Origin of the sequence: Bacillus cereus group sp. BfR-BA-01310, from assembly GCF_022664325.1 — a bacterium.
GTDB classification, from domain to species: Bacteria; Bacillota; Bacilli; order Bacillales; family Bacillaceae_G; genus Bacillus_A; species Bacillus_A paramycoides.
On sequence record NZ_JAKUHD010000004.1, the window covers coordinates 193874 to 212699 of the forward strand.

The window sequence follows — 18826 nt, forward strand, 5'->3', positions numbered from 1 at the left end:
ATAAGATAGTTTTAAATATTCTTACTTTTATTTTTTTAAAATAAGAGCATATGCCCATCATAGGCATATACCCTTGTAAACGATGGAAAAAAGATTATTTTTGTTCAACAGATGCCCATTTGTAAGTTAATTTACCACCATAATTAATTGGGATAATATCTTTTACAGCACCTTTTACCACATATGCTGAACCTTTTTGGAAGATCGGAGCAATAACTGCATCCTCTTTAATTAATATTTTCTCTACTTCTAAAAGGTTGTTCCAGCGAGCTTGTAAATCTTTTGTATCTGTTTTTGCTTTTAGAATTAGCTCATCATATTTCGGATTAGAATATCCTGTTTTATTTTGTGAACCATTCGTAACAAACATATCTAAATATGAGATTGGATCTGGGAAGTCTGGAGCCCAAATACCAAACGCCATATCATATTGCTGAGAGTCTTCTAACTTATTTTTTTGCGCGAATGGCTGCTGTTTAATTTTAATCGTTAAACCAGGTAAGTTCTTTTCCATCTCACCTTTTAAGAATTCGCCAATTTTTTTAGCATCTTCATTATCAAAGCTTAAGAATTCTAGTTCGATTTTATCAGTGCCAAGCTCTTTCTTCGCTGTTTCCCAAAGTTTTTTCGCTTCTTTTGAATCCGTTTCAACTAGATTTCCATTTTCAGCACGGAAGTCTTTTTTATTCGGACCTTCAGCGAAATCTTTTCCAACAAATCCGTAAGCACCGATTGCACCGTTGTTTAAAATAACTTTTGCAATGTTATCACGGTCAAAGGACATCGAAATTGCTTTTCTTAAGTTTTTATTACTTAAATACTTATTATTTTGATTAAATCTTAAATAGGCAACTCCAGCTTCTTTTCGTGTTTGGAACTCTGGATTTTGTCTAAACTTATCAACAAATTCCGATGTTAGAACCGCACGATCAATCGCATTTGTCTCATATAAATTTACATCAGTTGATGTGTTTTTTACAATATTGAAATTAATTTCTTCAATTTTAACCGTTTTGTTATCCCAATATGATGGGTTCTTCTTAAATTGGAAGCTTTGTTCATGTTTCCAATCACTCATAACGAATGGCCCGTTATATAATGTTGTATTTGCCTCTAAACCAAACTTATCACCTTGTGATTTCACAAAATTTTCATTTAGTGGGTAAAATACTGGATAAACTGTTAAATCAATAAAGTAAGGAACAGGATTGTCTAATTCCACTTCTAATGTATAATCATCAATCGCTTTTACACCTAATTGGTCAGCTGGTAATTCTCTTTTATGAATTTTTTCTGCATTTTTAATATCAAACATAATGTACGAATACGTCGCTTTTGTATCTGGATTTACTGCTCTTTTCCATGAATACACAAAATCTTTCGCTGTTACAGGTTCCCCATTCGACCATTTCGCATCTTTTCTTAATTTGAATATGTATTTTTTACCATCGTCCAACTTTTGAACATCTTCAGCAACCCCAGGCATTCTCTTTTGATCTTTGCCAGTACGATATAAACCTTCCATCGTATTATTTAATGCTGTTGAAGACGCAGAATCTGACGCTAATGATGCATCCATTGATGGAATTTCAGATAACTCTGTTAAATTAAGAATCTGTTTTCCGTTACTACTACTAGTAGCGGTTTCTTTTCCTTTTGCTTTAGCGTCCTCTTTCTGATAGCTACACGCGCCAAGCAACATACTTGCAGTTAAAGTTGATGCAAGTAATAACGGTATCTTTTTCTTCATGTTGTGTTGCCTCCCCTAATTGCACTTCCTGTACCCTCACTTGTAAAAAACCAGAATTGAAAGAATAATCTCCAAGTTTCTACAATTTTCATTATACATATAATATGACGATTGTGAATATAGTTTTTTGTTTTTTTGTTAAAATTTTTAATAAAATGCTAATATTTTTATTTTTTTGTAAAGGAATACGTTAACATTGATACCATCATCTTGAAATTAGAACTCCAATTGCGTATAATTTTCAAAAAATTATTTATATTACTTATTATAACTTTTATAGTATAATAATTCTAGTAATATTTTGACGGAGGGGAATATTTTGAATAAAGTTTTTTTTCATACTTGTATACTATTTTTTGTAGCGATAATCGCTTCTAGTGTTGGCGCATTCCTCGTTTCTTCTCAGTTTTTGTTGAATTTTGTCAACATTTCATTCTATATCGCATTGTTTTTTATTCTTATAGGTGGTTTTTTATTCATATTTCAAAATGGATTTTTTAACGTAACAATTTACGCATTCCAAAGAGTATTTGGTACGAATAAAAAAATTGACTCTTTAATTGAAGAAGCAGAGGAACCTATCGATAAGAAAGAACGTATTTATACAACATATTCATTCAAATGGACGTATCCGATTTGTATTACTGGTATCGTGCTTGGGTTGTTCTCGACTCTCATTAGCTTTACTATTTTGATGTAGTTTGCAAACACTATTCCATATGATATAATAATCAGCAAAACATTTTGTTATAAAACTTTAGTTCTTTCATATTAAAAGGGCTCAGTTAAAAATAAATAAATTTATATGTATGCGATGATAGAGAAGAGTACATATTGAAGCAATTTCAGAGAGCTTGTGGCTGGTGTGAACAAGTAATTGCACAATATGGAATGGGCTTTTGAGCACCAAACCGAACCGAGAGTAGTAGGCTTTGGCGTTATATCCAGACGTTATTATGGATCTGAGAGATTTCACAGCTGTGAAATAATTAGGGTGGTACCGCGGTCCATTCGTCCCTATGTAATTTGGGATGAATGGGCTTTTTTGTATGCCTTCTCTTCCCCATCACACATTCAATTTTAGGAGGAATTACTTATGTCAGTTATCTTTTCTGGTATTCAGCCAAGCGGAACGATTACACTTGGAAACTATTTAGGGGCTATGAAGCAATTTACAGAGCTTCAAAACGAACACGACTGCTATTTCTGTATCGTAAACCAACATGCAATTACAGTACCTCAAGACCCTGTACAACTTCGCAAAAACATCCGCAGTCTTGCTGCACTATATGTTGCATGCGGCATCGATCCTGAAAAAGCTACTTTATTTGTACAATCAGAAGTACCAGCACACGCTCAGCTAGGATGGATTATGCAATCTGTTGCATACGTTGGAGAATTAGAACGTATGACACAATATAAAGATAAATCTTCTGGAAGAGATTCAGTTCCAGCAGGATTACTTACGTATCCACCATTAATGGCTGCTGATATTTTACTTTATAACACAGAAATCGTACCAGTTGGTGACGACCAAAAGCAACATATCGAATTAACACGTGATCTAGCAGAACGTTTCAACAAACGTTACCGTGAAATCTTCACAATGCCTGAAATTCGTATTCCAAAAGTAGGAGCTCGCGTTATGTCATTAACAGAACCTACGAAAAAAATGAGTAAATCTGATCCGAATCCAAAATCAATGATCAGTATGCTTGATGAACCAAAAACAATCGAAAAGAAAATTAAAAGTGCCGTAACTGACTCTGAAGGTATCGTTAAATTTGATAAAGAAAACAAACCTGGAATTTCTAACTTATTAACAATTTACTCTTCATTCTCTGGCAAAACAGTTGAAGAAATAGAAGCAATGTACGATGGAAAAGGATACGGCGACTTCAAAGGTGACCTAGCACAAGTAGTTGTGGACGCAATTCGCCCAATCCAAGACAAATATAACGAACTAATCAACTCCCCAGAACTAGACGAAATTCTAGACAAAGGTGCCGAAAAAGCAAACCGAGTTGCATTCAAACAACTACGCAAAGTAGAAAACGCAATGGGACTAAGCAGAAAACGTAGATAACATATAAGGCGGAGGCGGCTCGTTCAGAATGCGAGGGGGATGGAGCTCCTGACGTAGAGGTGTTTTTTACCTCGCAGGAAGACCGCGAAACCACCGAACATTCTTGCCGCCGGAGCTGGATTAACTTATAAAGCGGAGGCGACTGTTTAGCCCTGACGGATAAGGTTCTTTCCCACAGAAGGTGCTTTTTGCCTTCTCGTGGGAAAGGCTCTTAGACGCGAAGGGTTAGGAGCCAGAGCTGGATTTCATTATAAAGCGGAAGCGGTTCGTTCAGCTCTGATTAGCTAAGGCTCTTTCGCATAAAAGACGCTTTTGGTCTTCTTATGCGGAAGGTTCTTAGGCACGAAGAGCTTGCCGACTCCATAAAAAAAACCGCCAATTGGCGGTTTTTTAATTTACCTTCTGCTCATTTTCCATTTCCCATAACTTTTCAAAAAACGGCTGTCCTTTCACTAAGCGCTCACATAATTGCTCGTGCTTCTCGGACCATCCCGCTTTCGCTTCCTCATAAAGCTTAGCCCAAACATCTTCAAACTCCATATGTTGGACCATTCCGTACGCCGATGGATCCCACTCTGTGAACCAATAGCGAATTTCAGCTGGATTTTTCGTTGTATGTAATTGATCTAACGCCATAAATAATAATTGTTTTAACTGTCGTTCTTTGCGAGTTAGGCCGTTCATGATGAAAGGCGACGGCGATAAAATGTGATGTTCTTTTTCAATTTTTTCCACTTGGAACTCATACTTTTCTGCCTGCACATTTTCTACCATCTCATATACCATCTGTTCTTGACGAGGTATAAGCCTACTTTTTCTAATTGGCACATTATAGCCGATTGAATCAATCGCAATAATTCCTTTTCCATCTGTAACAACAAAACAATACTCTTGTTGCAAACGTTCGTGATTTTTACGAATATAAGCCTTATGATGTACGTCTTCCAATAATTTTTGCGGAAGCTCTAACAATTCGTTCTCGATGTAATGATATAATGTAGAATCTACTTTTAATAATGGCACTTGATCTAATAGCTCAATCGTATCATCTTTCCGCCATTCGTAAAAATGACAAACGTTATACCCATTCTCTTCACCTTCAAACCAATTTACCCATACATCATGCAGATATAACATTCTCTACCCCTCACTTCACTACTGTTTGTACCAATCATTATGTTCATTTTTGCTTAACTTTATTCCACTTTAGGAAATATATTCTAATTATTATTTTTTCTTCTATAATATTAAAAAAACAGGAGATATAGCTCCTGTTTTTTCATGAAACATGAAATGTATTTGCTTTACTCAATATTTCTTTCGCATCTATAGATAATAAAGAAAGTGTATCCTCTCCTTCAAACGCTACACAATCTTTTACAATATAAAATCCAAGTGCATAGCCAAGCATTTTCGGGTAGGAATGAAGTCCATTTAATAAAATGTCATGCTCCTTTGTTCCTCGTTTTATGCTTATTCTTTCTTGTACAACGTTTTGCCAATAATAAATCGCTTCTTCTTTTGAAAGATACGTCGTCCACGGTGCATTATTTTTTTCTGTATATCTTTCCGTTACTGCCTGTTCAGCTAATCCTTCCATAATCATCGTATCAAGTAATGTATATTCCGTTTCTTTCGTCTCAATTTGATGTAACCTGCATATGTGGTGATATTCATGTGTCAATAACACTTTTAATTCTTCCACCGAATTCCGTCCACATACGAATAAGAAAATAACGTGGCGCATAGATAAGCCAGCCTTCCCGTTATACTCTTCTTGTACAGTTCGATTATAGGAATCTGATAACAAAATAAAGATAGGGACATCTGGCCCTTTTAGCCAACTTTTCAATTTTTCATACTCCATGCTAAGTTCTTTCCAAATTTCTTTTTTCTCTAATTCTTTAATTTCCTGTTCTCCCCGCATTACTGGGCGATACATACCTTTAGAAATTAAAAAGCGATACAGCCTCTCTTTTGGCAATGGAATATACTTCGTAAATTTCTCACAAATCTTTTCTGGACGTCCATAATATAGATGTAACCACTCGGCTGTTTCAATAACCCCCATCTTTATCCCTCCTTTTTCTTATGTATATGCAAAAGGAGAAAAAGGCGTAAAAATAAATAAGGTGTTTTTTCGCAATATGTTACGAAAAAACACCTTATTTCATCTATTATTTATACGATTTAAATACTAATACTGCGTTATGACCACCGAATCCTAGTGAGTTACTTAATACTGTGTTTACTTCTTGTTGTCTCGCTTTATTCGGTACGTAATCTAAATCGCAATCTGGATCTGGCGTTTCATAGTTAATCGTCGGAGGAATCACTCCGTCTGTAATTGTTTTAATAGAGAAGATCGCTTCAACAGCACCAGCCGCTCCTAATAAATGACCTGTCATTGATTTCGTCGAGCTAATTGCTACTTTATATGCATGCTCACCGAAAGTTTCTTTAATTGCCATCGTTTCATACTTTTCATTTGCATCTGTACTTGTACCATGTGCATTAATGTAATCAATATCTTCTGGCTCTAGACCTGCATCAGCTAAAGCTTGACGCATCGCACGAACTCCACCTTCACCGCCAGGAGCAGGCATTGTAATATGGAACGCATCACCAGTTGCACCGTAACCAGCGATTTCCGCATAAATGTGAGCACCACGTGCTAATGCGTGCTCTAATTCTTCAAGAATAAGAATTCCTGATCCTTCACCCATTACGAAACCGCTACGGTTTTTATCGAACGGACGGCAAGCCGTTGCTGGATCTTCATTAAATGTTAATGCTTTCGCTGAACAAAATCCAGCGAATGCCATACTTGTTAACGGTGCTTCTGCTCCCCCCGTTATCATTGCATCGGCATCACCGCGCTGAATGGCTTTAAATGCATCACCAATTGAGTTTGCCCCAGATGCACAAGCTGTTACAGAGCAAGTATTAATTCCTTTCGCTCCTGTAGCAATTGATACTTGACCTGCTGCCATATCTGGAATCATCATTGGTACGAAAAATGGACTCACACGTCGCGGACCTTTTTCAGTAAAAATCTTAAATTGTTCTTCGTATGTTTCCATACCACCAATACCAGAACCTACCCATACACCAATGCGTGGAGCATTTTCTTCTGTAATTTCAAGCTTCGCATCTGCAACTGCCATTTTCGCTGCTGCTACTGCATATTGCGTAAAACGGTCCATACGGCGAGCTTCTTTTTTATCCATATATTTTTCGACTTCAAAGTCGTTAATTTCTGCTGCTACTTTTGCTGGAAACAGTTCTGGATCTATTCTTGTAAGTCTTCCAATTCCAGATACACCGTTTTTAATATTTTCCCAAGCTGTTTCAACATCTGTTCCGATTGGTGTAACAGCACCTAATCCTGTAATTACGACCCTCTTTTTTTCCATACAAAATACACTCCTTTTTTTCTCTCAGTCCTTATTTACCCCAACGAAGAGCTACTGCTCCCCATGTTAAGCCGCCGCCAAAACCGACTAGTATAATTAAATCGCCATCTTGAATACGTCCATTTTGCAATTCCTCTACCATTGCAATTGGAATTGAAGAAGCCGATGTATTACCGAACTTTTCAATTGTCATACTCATTTTTTCTTTCGGTAAATTTAATCTCTCTCTTGCAGATTCCATAATACGAATATTCGCTTGATGCGGTACTAAAAAGTCCACATCCTCTTTCGTAAGTCCTGCTTTTTCTAACACGCGCAGACAAGAATCACCAAGTTGACGAACCGCAAATTTAAAGACTTCTCGTCCGTTCATCATAACATACTCGTCTTGATAAAGATGCTTACCGCCACTTCCGTCCGCTCCTAATTCGAATGAAAGTACACCTTTTCCTTCCGAAACAGCTCCCATTACGATAGCGCCTGCTCCGTCCCCAAATAGTACTGCTGTATTTCGGTCGTTCCAGTCTACAATTTTAGATAGTTTGTCACTTCCAACTACTAATATATTTTTGTAAGTTCCCGTTTGAATAAATTGCTGCGCTGTAATCATTCCGTACATAAAGCCCGCACACGCTGCGCTTAAATCCATTGCAGCTGCATGTTTTGCGCCAATCGCTTCTTGGATTACACAAGCAACTGCTGGGAATGAGCGATCCGGCGTTACTGTTGCCACTAAAATAAGATCGATATCCTCTCCGCTAACCCCTGCATCTTCAAGTGCTTTTTTAGAAGCCTCTACCGCCATATATGACGTATCTATTGTATCATCGGCAATGCGTCTTTCTGCAATTCCCGTTCTCGTACGAATCCATTCATCAGATGTATCTACGATTTTCTCTAAATCGTGATTTGTGACTACTTTTTCTGGCACATATCTTCCGATCCCTAAAATGCCTACGTTCACATCGCAGCCCTCCGTTTTATATCAATTATTATGACTTGGTACTAATTTTAAAACATAAATGTACTTTTGTCTAGAATATATTTCAGCTAAAAAAAATAAAGCCAACGTATTATCAACTTTATTTTTCATTAAAAGAAACAGAAAAATCACTGTCCTTTCAAAAGATAAACTTCCCCATACTTTTGACCTTACTCCGCCCGAGACAAAAAAAGGGCCCTAACCACTTCTTCTCACGGCTCAAGCCTCTCTCCCCTCAACTACCTCACCCCTCTGATTTTCCCCGATCGAGACAAAAAAAGCCCTAACCGCTTCTTCTCACGGTTCGAGCCTCTCTCCCCTCCAAAAAAGAAGGTTTTGGTTTTATTCTTTATCCGCTTTCCCAAGCTCATATGCTTCGCTCATTACTTTCATCAATAACTCTAACACCGGCTGTGCTTTCTCCATATCAAGTGCAATTCCGTTATCATCTAAAATTGCCTTCGCTTCTGGTAAATGCTTCATCGCGATTTGTAAAAATTGCATGCTTTTTTCATTCATATTATTTCTTCCTCTCTATAAAAAGCTCTCATTCCATTATCCATACAATAGTGTAACACGTGTTTTAGCCCTCGTATAACTCTTTATATTTTTTCATATGTGCCAATTGTTTATTTAAACCGAATTCTAATGGTGTGTTTCTTTTAATAGAAATAATCTCTATAGCTTCATCTCTTACTTCCACATTTTTTTTATTTACTTTATCATCTGCATGCAACAGGGTCATACCTTTTTCCCATAATGCTTCTTTTCCACTAAGTAAATTATATACACCAAGATGCTTTACATTCGTTCCATTTTCCCATAAGTATTCACATACATCTTCAACGTAAAGTAAATCGCTTCCTTTTTCTTCATTCATACAATGGCACTCTTTCTCATCGAGTTCTGATAAGATGAGCTGATGATACATCATAAATGATGGTTGCCACGGTCCATATAATGTAGGAACTCGAAATACACTATATTGCAGTTCTCCTTTCTTCAACCCTTCTTCTACTTTCGAAAATAGACGTTTATTTTCGGATTCTTCAGTGCTCCCTATTTCAATAGAAGAAATTAAATTTAACTTTACTTTATTTTTTTTACACAGCCTTACAATACGCTTTAAATATTGTAATATGACCCTTTCATTCCGAAATCCACTTTGCTGATTCGGCTCATACAAGCAAAAGTAAACCGTATCAAAACTATCTTCTTCTACTACCCGCCATCCGTCTTCATCCCTGATAGAATAGTACGTAAACAACGCATTTCGTCCAATTAAAAATAATTTCTCTTCATTAATTTTCGTCATACCATCTAAATCATCAAAATCAAGCCCATACACTTCCACTTCTTCTGCGATCATTTTATTCACAAGGTGATAACCTACAAACGTAAGTGCACCTATAATAAGCACGCGTTTCATATCACCAGCCCTTTCTCCTTTAAACAAATAGCTCCTCATTTATGTATATGGGAGCTTCACAATTCTTCTTCATATTTTTTAAAGAAATCACACGTTTGCCTAACCATTTTATATTTCACATCCTGTAGATGGAATAAGACGGAGGTATCACATTGTTTTAATTGCCTCATTTGCTCATATTTACGTAATAATTGTTTTCTCCCTCTTTTTTCTTGTGTGGATACGAAAATTTTAACCGGTACACAAGAAGGAAGATATGCAAATGATTTCTTATTTATTTTTGATTCCAACTCTGCTTCTTTTGACTCGTATGCCAAACTTAATTCTTTAACTAATCTTTTATAAAAAAACTTGTGTTCCTTCTCAAATTCCACATATTCTGGTAAATCTAAACAAGGATTTAACATAACGACAGATCGTATACATTCAGGGTATTTGTTCATCATCTCAAGCGCTACAAGCGCCCCCATACCATCTGCCATAATGTGCATTTTCGCATTTAATGTCTCTTTTCTTAGAACGACATCATATAAACGCTTTGCCAGACGAACAGATTGATCGTTTCCCCAATGCCTTCCGTATAAATTAGATGAAAAGACCGTGTAGCCCCTTTCAATAAGGCCATTTAAAAAACAAGCTCTTCCCGCATGCTGTGTCCATAAACTTGTACCATTCTCAATGAAATAGTTATAGTCCCCAAGGAGCATAACAGAAAATCCATTTGGCTTCTCCGGTAAATACATTACACTTGGTTCTTTTTCTAAGTAAAAGAAACGTTCCGTAATACTCATTTTTCTCCCGCCTTATTTTCTAAACGTATAAAACCACTCTTTTATACTGTATGAACAGAATGCAAATTTGCGTTGAAAAATCTACAAATATTTTTCTATATTCTTTTTTCAATTGTGTTACAATAAGGACAGATTGAACGAATAGAGGTGTAAAATATGCGTTTTATTTGGGCATTAATTTGGTCGTTCTTGCTTGTACATATGATGAGCTATGTAATCGGCTCTATGACTGGCGGTGCATACGATTTTAACCTAGCGTCTATTTTCTCAGTTGTTCTTGCGGTATTAGTATTAGCGATTTCAGCTGCAATTCCAAACGAGCCAGTAGAACAACACTAAAAAGAGTCCGGATTTTATCCGAACTCTTTTTTTATTTCACATGAACGACTAATTCGTTATTTTCTACATCAACAACTACGTGACTATTATCAGTAATCGTTCCTGCAATTAATTCTCGTGCTAATTTTGTTTCCACTTGACGTTGTACGTATCTTTTCAATGGACGAGCTCCGTACATCGGATCAAAGCCGGCTTCTACAACGAATTCTTTCGCAGAGTCTGTTAATTCTACAGTAATGTGACGGTCAGCTAAACGACCTTGTAATTCTTTTACAATTTTATCAACAATACCTTTAATTTCATTCGTTGTAAGAGGTTTGAATAAAATAATTTCATCGACACGGTTTAAAAACTCTGGTCGGAAATGTCCTCGTAATTGTCCCATAACAAGGTCTCGTGATTCTTCTTTAATAGAACCATCCTCTTCTAACCCTTCTAATAAATGCGCAGATCCAATATTTGAAGTCATAATAATGACCGTGTTTTTAAAGTCTACTGTACGTCCTTGTGAATCTGTAATGCGCCCATCGTCTAGCATTTGTAATAAAATATTAAATACTTCTGGATGTGCTTTTTCGATTTCGTCTAACAAAATAACAGAATACGGTTTACGTCTTACTGCTTCCGTTAATTGACCGCCCTCTTCATATCCAACATATCCAGGAGGCGCACCGATTAAGCGTGACACAGCGTGTTTTTCCATGTACTCAGACATATCGATACGAATCATTTGCTCTTCGCTATCAAATAACGTTTGTGCTAACGTTTTTGCAAGCTCTGTTTTACCTACACCCGTAGGACCTAAGAAAATGAATGAACCAATTGGACGATTCGGATCTTTAATGCCAGCGCGAGCACGAAGAACTGCATCTGATACTAAGCTTACTGCTTCTTCTTGTCCGATTACACGCTCTGATAAAATTTGCTCTAAGCGTAGTAATTTCTCGCGTTCGCCTTCAACGAGTTTTGCGACAGGAATACCAGTCCATCGTGAAACAATATCTGCAATTTCTTCTTCACTTACTTCCTCACGTAATAAACGATTTTCTTGTTTATTATGCGCGCCCATTTCTTCTGCTTCTTTTAACTCTTTTTCGATAGCTGGAATTTTTCCGTGGCGAAGCTCAGCTGCTTTATTTAAATCGTAATTACCTTCTGCTTCTTCTAATTCACGGCGCAAGCGCTCTAAATGTTCACGTAAGTCACGAACTTTGTGAATGTCTTCTTTTTCTTTCTCCCATTTTGCTCTCATGCCACTTGCAACTTCTTTTAAATCCGATAATTCACGTTGTAATGTTTTTAGACGTTCTTGGCTACCAAGATCCTTTTCTTTCCCAAGGGCAGCTTCTTCAATTTCTAACTGCATAATGCGGCGCGTTACTTCATCTAATTCTGTTGGCATAGAATCAATTTCTGTTCGAATTGTTGCACAAGCTTCATCAACAAGGTCAATTGCTTTATCTGGTAAAAAGCGATCTGAAATATATCGATCTGATAACACTGATGCCGCTACAATTGCACGGTCATGAATATTTACACCGTGATAAATTTCAAAACGCTCTTTTAAACCACGTAAAATTGAAATTGTATCCTCAACAGTTGGCTCTTCTGCTAATACTTGTTGGAAACGTCTTTCTAACGCTGGATCCTTCTCGATATATTTACGATATTCATCTAACGTTGTTGCCCCGATACAATGCAGTTCACCACGAGCAAGCATTGGTTTTAACATATTTCCTGCATCCATTGCTCCTTCTGTTTTACCAGCCCCTACAATTGTATGAAGTTCATCAATGAATAATAAAATGCGGCCTTCGCTCTTTTTAATTTCATTTAATACAGCTTGCAGACGTTCTTCAAACTCACCGCGGAATTTTGCTCCAGCTACGAGCGCACTCATATCTAAAGCGAAAATTGTTCTATCTTTTAACCCTTCTGGTACATCTTTTTTCACGATACGCTGCGCTAATCCTTCAACGATTGCCGTTTTACCAACACCTGGTTCCCCGATTAAAACAGGGTTATTTTTCGTTTTGCGTGAAAGAATGCGGATTACACGGCGAATTTCACTATCTCGGCCAATAACAGGGTCAATTTTCCCCGCTCTTACTTCAGCCACTAAATCACGGCCATATTTTTCTAACGCTTCATAAGTTGCTTCTGGATTTTGACTAGTCACTCTTTGATTCCCCCGAACTGTCATTAAAGACTGTAATAAAGTATCTTTTGTAATGTTACATTTTATAAATAATTGATTTATATCGCCCTTTTCTTCACAAAAGGCAAGTAATACATGTTCTATTGAAATATAATCATCTTGCAATTTTTCTGCTTCAGCCCCTGCCCTAACAAGCAGTTGTTGCAAAGCACCCGTTATATACAATTTCCCTGCTTCTGCCCCGCCTCCAGTTACAGAAGGCTTTTTCTTAATTAAACTTTCTACACCTGTTTTTAATGCTTCTATATCGACATTCATTTTTTGAAAAATACGTACTGCTAATCCATCTTGCTGCTCTAATAATGTAAGCAATAGATGAACAGTATCTACTTCTTGATGATGATGAGATACCGCTAAAGATTGAGCACTCATAATCGCTTCTTGTGTTTTCGTTGTCATTTGATTTAAGTCCATCTTTACAGCCCTCCAAATGTTTGACTTTCTTTGACCTTTGATTTGATTATACGCCAACTTACTTTTTTATACAATAAATTTGCTTATGTATTTCAAACTTATTATCGGAAAAAGAAAAAGGTAACATTCATTTTCCAAATCAAAAAAGCCGCAATAACTATTGCGGCTTCTGTTACGGTTTTCTTTTATATGCCCACTGACGGTTATGATTTGTATTCTCTGGAAACCTCTCCCCGACAGTTAATTTCACCATTTGCGGATCCTTTACCATACTTCCCGTTTCACCAATTTCTACATAAATACCATCATTTGGTGCTTTTTGCCCAGAACGAAACCTACGATTTTGTCCCATTTTCATTCTCCTTCCATGACGTCTTGCCTCATTAGTATATCCATTTTAAAAGAAAGCTTTTCTGTCATGTTTAGGAAACAAGTACTACTGTTTATCCACTTACATATATAATTACACAAGCTTAAGCAGGAATCTCCGTTATATTTGTTGAAAAAAAAGAAACCAACCTATCTTTAGGCTAGTTTCAAAGGAGAGTCAAACATATACGAGAAGATTACATGTTCATTATATGTCTCATCGCCCAAGTAATGTAACCCTTTTCACAAATTGTACATAATGAAAGAAACATTGTTTGAACTTTCTAAAAAGATGTTGACTTTTCCTAATTTCCAGCGAGAAATAGTGGACACCACCGCACTTTGCGACGTAAGATGGATATATAGTGAAACTTCCATCTACGGTGGTTTCACCTAGCCCAACCTCTTATTTCTGCATATTAAAAACGGAAATACAGATAGACACAAAAAAATTATTATAAGAGGTGAAATTATGAACAAACAACATTTAATCGCATTAGACTTAGACGGAACACTATTAACAGACAACAAAATAATTTCTCCAAGAACTAAAAACACAATTGCAAAAGCAAAAGAACAAGGACATATTGTCGTTATTTCAACAGGGCGTCCATTCCGCGCTAGTTACGATTATTATAAAGAGCTTAGTCTTAATACACCAATCGTAAACTTCAATGGAGCTTACGTGCATCACCCTCTTGATTCAAGTTGGGGAACACACCACTCTCCTCTTGAACTTTCAACAGCGCAAGAAATCGTCCGAGCTTGCTTTGATTTTGGCGTGAAAAATGTATATGCCGAAGTCATGGATGATGTGTATGTTCGTGAAATTGATGAAGATAAAAAACATATTTTTGAATTCGGTTCTCCAAAGATTTTCACAGGAGATTTATTAAATATTTTAAACGACCATCCAACTTGCTTATTAATCGACGCACATGACGAGCATTCCGCTGCAATTCGTCAGCATTTAACAGATATGCATGCTGAAGTAATTGACCATCGAAAATGGGGTGCACCTTGGCCAATTATTGAAATTGTAAAAAGCGGACTAAATAAAGCTGTCGGATTACAAAAAATCTCAGGTCATTACAACATTCCAAAAGAGCGAATCATCGCTTTCGGTGATGAGGATAACGACTTTGAAATGATCGAATTTGCTGGTCATGGAATTGCAATGGGAAATGCGATCCCTGAATTAAAATCACTCGCAAACCACACAACATTAACAAACGAAGAAGATGGTATCGCTCTATATTTAGAAGAGGTTCTTGGATTGTAATCTAAAAATTCCCTGCTTATAGTTTCTCGCAAAACGCTCATACTATTATTAGACGCGAAAAAGCGCGTCAATTGTTTTCAGCTAAATAAAGGGGGTTTTTCGAATGGGTAAAAAGAACAAATCAAAACGTTTTATCCAACAAGGAGCCGATGCTGTTATGAAGCATGATGCAAGATTCCCGTACAGAGGTACATTAGCTGAGGCAGAAAAAGCAAGAAGTAACTCTTCTCTTGGAGGGGTTTAAATGGGGAACTTACTATTCCAACAAGCTAGAGACGCTGTTGCAAATGCCGTTTCTTGTTCAAGCGGTGCTGAACAACAGGAACTCGTTTATAGGGCAAAAAACGCTTTGCACTCTGCTTACGCAAACTCTTCAACTGCTGAAAAAGTTCAGCTACATGAAATGCAGGAGCAATTGCAAAACATTACGAATTCACATTAAAAAAGAGGACCAGCTTTGGTCCTCTTTAATCTTTTCTAAACAATCCAAACACTCCGACCGTTTGCAGTATATTTGTAAATGCACCTGGGTCCACTTGTTTAATGACCCTCTCTAATTCGTATAACTCGTAACGAGTAATAACAATCATTAACATTTCTTTATTTTCATTTGTATACGCACCTGTTGCTGGTATAGTTGTAATCCCTCTCACCAAACGAGAATGAATCGCTTTTCGCACATCCGCTCCATTCTTCGTAACAATTAATGCGGTAATCTTCACATGACGAGTATGAATTGCATCAATAATTCGCGTCGATACATACAAAGTGACCAAAGTATATAACGCTTTTTCCCATCCGTATACGTAACCAGCAGCGATAATGATAAGTGCATTAAAGAAGAAAAAGTACGTACCGACAGGCTTATCTTTTATCTTTGATAAAATCATGGCGATAATATCTAAGCCACCTGTAGAGGCGCCCCACTTTAAAGCAATTCCTACCCCAATAGCTGAAATAATACCACCAAAAATGGCATTTAATATTATATCGTTCGAAACCGCTCTAACTGGGATAATTTCTAAAAACAAAGTCATAAATATAACGCAAAGAAAACTAAAAAATGTAAAAGCCTTCCCAACCTTTTTCCAAGCCAAAATAACGACAGGAATATTAAATAAACTAAACAATACCCCCGTAGATATATGAATAGACAAAAAGTCACCTAATATTTGTGATAATAACTGAGACAATCCAGCAAAGCCACTCGCATATACTTTCGCTGGTGTTAAAAATAAATTCATCCCAATCGCATTTAATAAGCCTGCAATAATTACGACGACTAACTTCTTAATAAGTTCAGTATAATTCAGCTTCAAATCCATTTCTAATCCACCTTTATTATTCATGAATGCACCGCTATACATAGTCTTTACGAAAAAGGAAATGATAAACGTACAACGTTTAGAAATGGAGTTGATACATATGCCACATACGAGCGATAACGACAAAAAAGCACGCGATAATAATGCAAAGCGTACTCAAAAAAATGAACAAGAGCAAAAAAATATAGAGCAAGGTAAGCGTGCATATTCTAAGAAAACAGATCACCTTTGATCACATCGTACATCAACATTAATGTTGGTGTACTTTTTTTACATTTTACAGGGAAAAAACATTAAAAATTCACTTCATGTTCACTTCTATATTCTACAATAGCGATAACATATTCGGATGAGGTGTTAGCATGAGAGGGAAACATATATTCATTATCACTGCACTAATAAGTATATTAACGTTATCTGCTTGCGGACAAAAAAACGACTCGGCCACAATCGCTACAGCAACAGACTCAACGATTACGAAGGGCGATTTCGAAAAGCAATTGAAAGACCGTTACGGAAAAGACATGCTATACGAAATGATAGCACAAGATGTTATCACTAAAAAATATAAAGTATCTGACGATGCCGTGAATAAAGAAGTACAAAAAGCGAAAGATCAATATGGAGAACAATTTAAAGCAGTACTAGAAAACAATCGTTTAAAAGATGAAGATGATTTCAAAAAGCAAATCAAATTCAAACTGGCAATGAATGAGGCCATTAAGAAAAGCGTTACCGAAAAAGATGTGAAAGACTACTATAAACCAGAGATTAAAGCTAGTCACATTTTAGTAAGTGACGAAAATGAAGCGAATGAAATAAAGAAAAAGTTAGATGCTGGTGCTTCATTTGAAGAATTAGCAAAAAAAGAATCTCAAGATATAGCATCAAAAGATAAGGGTGGAGACCTTGGATACTTCGGGGCAGGCAAAATGACACCTGAATTTGAAAAAGCTGCCTACAAATTAAAGGTTGGGCAAATTAGCAATCCTGTTAAATCACCAAACGGCTATCACATTATTAAACTAACTGACAAAAAAGATTTAAAACCTTACGATGAAGTGAAAGACTCTATACGTAAAAACATAGAAGAAGAACGTCTTGCCGATCCTTCATACAGTCAAAAATTATTACAAGATGAATTAAAAAAGGCAAATATTAAAATAAACGATAGTGACTTAAAAGATACATTTTCTCATCTTTCTGAGCAAGGGAACTAAAAAGCGAGAGTATAAACTTTTTAAACAGTATGCATGATTGTAAATGAAATTATATCGGCGATTTTTCAAATATATCGATTTACTGACAAAATAAAAAGAGGGGGCTGTTTCAAACAGCCTCCTCTTTTTTAATCCACTTTACTTCTTAAAGTAAGTCCAGCCTTCTTCTTGGTAAATCTTTTCTTCTTTCATCATTTTACCAAGCGCACGCTTAAATGCAGCTTTACTCATGTTGAAACGTTCTTTAATATCTTCTGGGTGGCTCTTATCCCAAAACGGCATTGCTCCGCCTCGTTCTTCCATATATTCATAAATAACCGCTGCATCGTCTTCCATTCCTTCTTCTTTACGAGGAAGAAGTGAAATGTTGATTGTACCGTCATCTTTCACGTCAATAATACGGCCCGTTACACGTTCACCAATGCGAACTTGTTCTTTTCTTTCTGTATGGTGTAAGAAAGCACGGAAATGCTCGTCAGTTAGTATGAATGAACCAACTTGAAGTGAGCGATACACACGTCCATTTACGTTTTTATTACGCATAGATGGCGTTGCATCTACGATAATTTCTTGCATATCTGAATCTCTTGCCGGAAGAGCAATTAAACGATCACGATTCGTTAATTTTAGCGTACAATATAATTCATCGCCTACTTCTGGCCATACTGGCATATAAATCGGGAACTCATCGGCTGGAATTAGTATATCTTTTGATACACCAATATCAACAAAGACACCTAAACTAGGAATAACTTCTACAACCTTTACCCAATTCCAATCATATGTTGTAATAATTGGTTCCTTCATTGTTGCTGAAATACGATTTTGGTGATCAAGGTATAAGAATACATCAATCGTATCGCCTTCTTGAATTTCTCCAGCTACTTCGTTTTTATGTAGGAAGATTTCTTCTTCTTCATTCCCAACCATATATCCGATTTCCGTTTCGCGTAAAACAGTTACCTGTTCAATCGATCCTAATTGCAAATACATATTTTTTAATTCCCTTCTATATATATAAAATTATCTTTTTTATCATTCCAAACAAAAGTTAATTATAACACGATTTTTCCTTTATTTGTCCAACTGCCCAAAATTCACTATAATAAAATGAGGTTACATGAATATAAGTATGAAAACACTTAAGTCTAGACTCGTTTTCAGCTATACTTTAGTATGTACAGTACATAGCCTTTAGGCGCAAG

The 18826-nt window shown here is 36.5% G+C and carries 20 protein-coding genes and 1 other annotated feature; of the genes, 8 read left to right on the forward strand and 12 right to left on the reverse strand.

Annotation, left to right across the window (positions count from 1 at the left end):
- Positions 1 to 94: 94 nt before the first annotated feature.
- Positions 95 to 1750, reverse strand: a complete 1656-nt coding sequence (locus tag MR109_RS11435) for a peptide ABC transporter substrate-binding protein (protein WP_025150372.1) — start codon at positions 1748 to 1750, stop codon at positions 95 to 97.
- 319 nt (positions 1751 to 2069) lie between these two features.
- On the opposite strand from MR109_RS11435, the gene MR109_RS11440 reads away from it, so the two are divergent.
- Entirely contained in the window at positions 2070 to 2450 is a 381-nt protein-coding gene (locus MR109_RS11440; RefSeq protein WP_242272126.1) for a DUF3899 domain-containing protein, read from the forward strand.
- A 105-nt stretch (positions 2451 to 2555) separates the two neighbouring features.
- Positions 2556 to 2772: a binding site (T-box leader), on the forward strand.
- Between the two features lie 74 nt (positions 2773 to 2846).
- Positions 2847 to 3836: a tryptophan--tRNA ligase gene (gene trpS, locus MR109_RS11445; protein ID WP_178940560.1), complete on the forward strand. Its 990-nt coding sequence runs from the start codon at positions 2847 to 2849 to the stop codon at positions 3834 to 3836.
- Between the two features lie 390 nt (positions 3837 to 4226).
- On the opposite strand, the gene MR109_RS11450 is transcribed toward trpS, so the two are convergent.
- The 7 genes from MR109_RS11450 to MR109_RS11480 all read right to left on the reverse strand — a co-directional run bounded on the left by MR109_RS11450 (position 4227) and on the right by MR109_RS11480 (position 10454).
- Positions 4227 to 4973 carry a YjbA family protein gene (locus tag MR109_RS11450; RefSeq protein WP_242272127.1) on the reverse strand — a complete coding sequence of 249 codons (747 nt, stop codon included), beginning with the start codon at positions 4971 to 4973 and terminating at the stop codon, positions 4227 to 4229.
- A gap of 142 nt (positions 4974 to 5115) precedes the next feature.
- On the reverse strand, positions 5116 to 5907 hold the full coding sequence (locus MR109_RS11455; RefSeq protein ID WP_048369674.1) for a DUF2268 domain-containing putative Zn-dependent protease: 792 nt from the start codon (positions 5905 to 5907) through the stop codon (positions 5116 to 5118).
- Between the two features lie 106 nt (positions 5908 to 6013).
- The gene (gene fabF, locus MR109_RS11460) at positions 6014 to 7252 is read right to left on the reverse strand and encodes a beta-ketoacyl-ACP synthase II (RefSeq protein ID WP_002170827.1); all 1239 of its coding nucleotides are present in this window, start codon (positions 7250 to 7252) and stop codon (positions 6014 to 6016) included.
- A gap of 31 nt (positions 7253 to 7283) precedes the next feature.
- Positions 7284 to 8216: a beta-ketoacyl-ACP synthase III gene (gene fabH, locus MR109_RS11465; protein WP_002170826.1), complete on the reverse strand. Its 933-nt coding sequence runs from the start codon at positions 8214 to 8216 to the stop codon at positions 7284 to 7286.
- Positions 8217 to 8576: 360 nt separating this feature from the next.
- Positions 8577 to 8753 (reverse strand): ComZ family protein, encoded by a 177-nt coding sequence (locus MR109_RS11470; RefSeq protein WP_001003336.1) that lies wholly within the window; start codon positions 8751 to 8753, stop codon positions 8577 to 8579.
- Between the two features lie 64 nt (positions 8754 to 8817).
- Positions 8818 to 9690, reverse strand: coding sequence for an NAD-dependent epimerase/dehydratase family protein (locus tag MR109_RS11475; RefSeq protein ID WP_242272128.1), 873 nt, complete (start codon positions 9688 to 9690; stop codon positions 8818 to 8820).
- Between the two features lie 29 nt (positions 9691 to 9719).
- Entirely contained in the window at positions 9720 to 10454 is a 735-nt protein-coding gene (locus MR109_RS11480; RefSeq protein WP_048369680.1) for a lipase family protein, read from the reverse strand.
- 156 nt (positions 10455 to 10610) lie between these two features.
- Here MR109_RS11480 and MR109_RS11485 point away from each other — a divergent pair, with 156 nt between their 5' ends.
- Positions 10611 to 10793 (forward strand): YjzD family protein, encoded by a 183-nt coding sequence (locus tag MR109_RS11485; protein WP_242272129.1) that lies wholly within the window; start codon positions 10611 to 10613, stop codon positions 10791 to 10793.
- A gap of 31 nt (positions 10794 to 10824) precedes the next feature.
- Here the strand turns inward: MR109_RS11485 and clpB are convergent, their stop codons facing one another.
- Both clpB and MR109_RS11495 read right to left on the reverse strand, forming a co-directional pair.
- Positions 10825 to 13425, reverse strand: a complete 2601-nt coding sequence (gene clpB, locus MR109_RS11490) for an ATP-dependent chaperone ClpB (protein WP_048369683.1) — start codon at positions 13423 to 13425, stop codon at positions 10825 to 10827.
- Between the two features lie 172 nt (positions 13426 to 13597).
- Complete coding sequence (locus MR109_RS11495) at positions 13598 to 13777, reverse strand: YjzC family protein (RefSeq protein WP_242272130.1); 180 nt, start codon at positions 13775 to 13777, stop codon at positions 13598 to 13600.
- Positions 13778 to 14266: 489 nt separating this feature from the next.
- Here MR109_RS11495 and MR109_RS11500 point away from each other — a divergent pair, with 489 nt between their 5' ends.
- The 3 genes from MR109_RS11500 (at position 14267) to MR109_RS11510 (ending at position 15518) form a co-directional block, all read left to right on the forward strand.
- Complete coding sequence (locus MR109_RS11500; protein WP_001041222.1) at positions 14267 to 15076, forward strand: Cof-type HAD-IIB family hydrolase; 810 nt, start codon at positions 14267 to 14269, stop codon at positions 15074 to 15076.
- Positions 15077 to 15179: 103 nt separating this feature from the next.
- Positions 15180 to 15320, forward strand: coding sequence for a hypothetical protein (locus tag MR109_RS11505; RefSeq protein ID WP_002170819.1), 141 nt, complete (start codon positions 15180 to 15182; stop codon positions 15318 to 15320).
- Positions 15321 to 15518 carry a DUF3813 domain-containing protein gene (locus tag MR109_RS11510; RefSeq protein WP_002170818.1) on the forward strand — a complete coding sequence of 66 codons (198 nt, stop codon included), beginning with the start codon at positions 15321 to 15323 and terminating at the stop codon, positions 15516 to 15518. It abuts the gene before it with no gap.
- A 25-nt stretch (positions 15519 to 15543) separates the two neighbouring features.
- Here MR109_RS11510 and MR109_RS11515 read toward each other — a convergent pair whose 3' ends face one another.
- Positions 15544 to 16401 (reverse strand): YitT family protein, encoded by an 858-nt coding sequence (locus MR109_RS11515; protein WP_002170817.1) that lies wholly within the window; start codon positions 16399 to 16401, stop codon positions 15544 to 15546.
- Positions 16402 to 16501: 100 nt separating this feature from the next.
- Between MR109_RS11515 and MR109_RS11520 the strand changes: the two genes are divergently transcribed.
- Both MR109_RS11520 and prsA read left to right on the forward strand, forming a co-directional pair.
- On the forward strand, positions 16502 to 16633 hold the full coding sequence (locus MR109_RS11520) for a DUF3941 domain-containing protein (protein WP_001120850.1): 132 nt from the start codon (positions 16502 to 16504) through the stop codon (positions 16631 to 16633).
- 130 nt (positions 16634 to 16763) lie between these two features.
- On the forward strand, positions 16764 to 17621 hold the full coding sequence (gene prsA / locus MR109_RS11525; RefSeq protein ID WP_178940563.1) for a peptidylprolyl isomerase PrsA: 858 nt from the start codon (positions 16764 to 16766) through the stop codon (positions 17619 to 17621).
- Positions 17622 to 17759: 138 nt separating this feature from the next.
- Here the strand turns inward: prsA and MR109_RS11530 are convergent, their stop codons facing one another.
- Complete coding sequence (locus MR109_RS11530; protein ID WP_002170815.1) at positions 17760 to 18614, reverse strand: CvfB family protein; 855 nt, start codon at positions 18612 to 18614, stop codon at positions 17760 to 17762.
- Between the last annotated feature and the right edge of the window lie 212 nt (positions 18615 to 18826).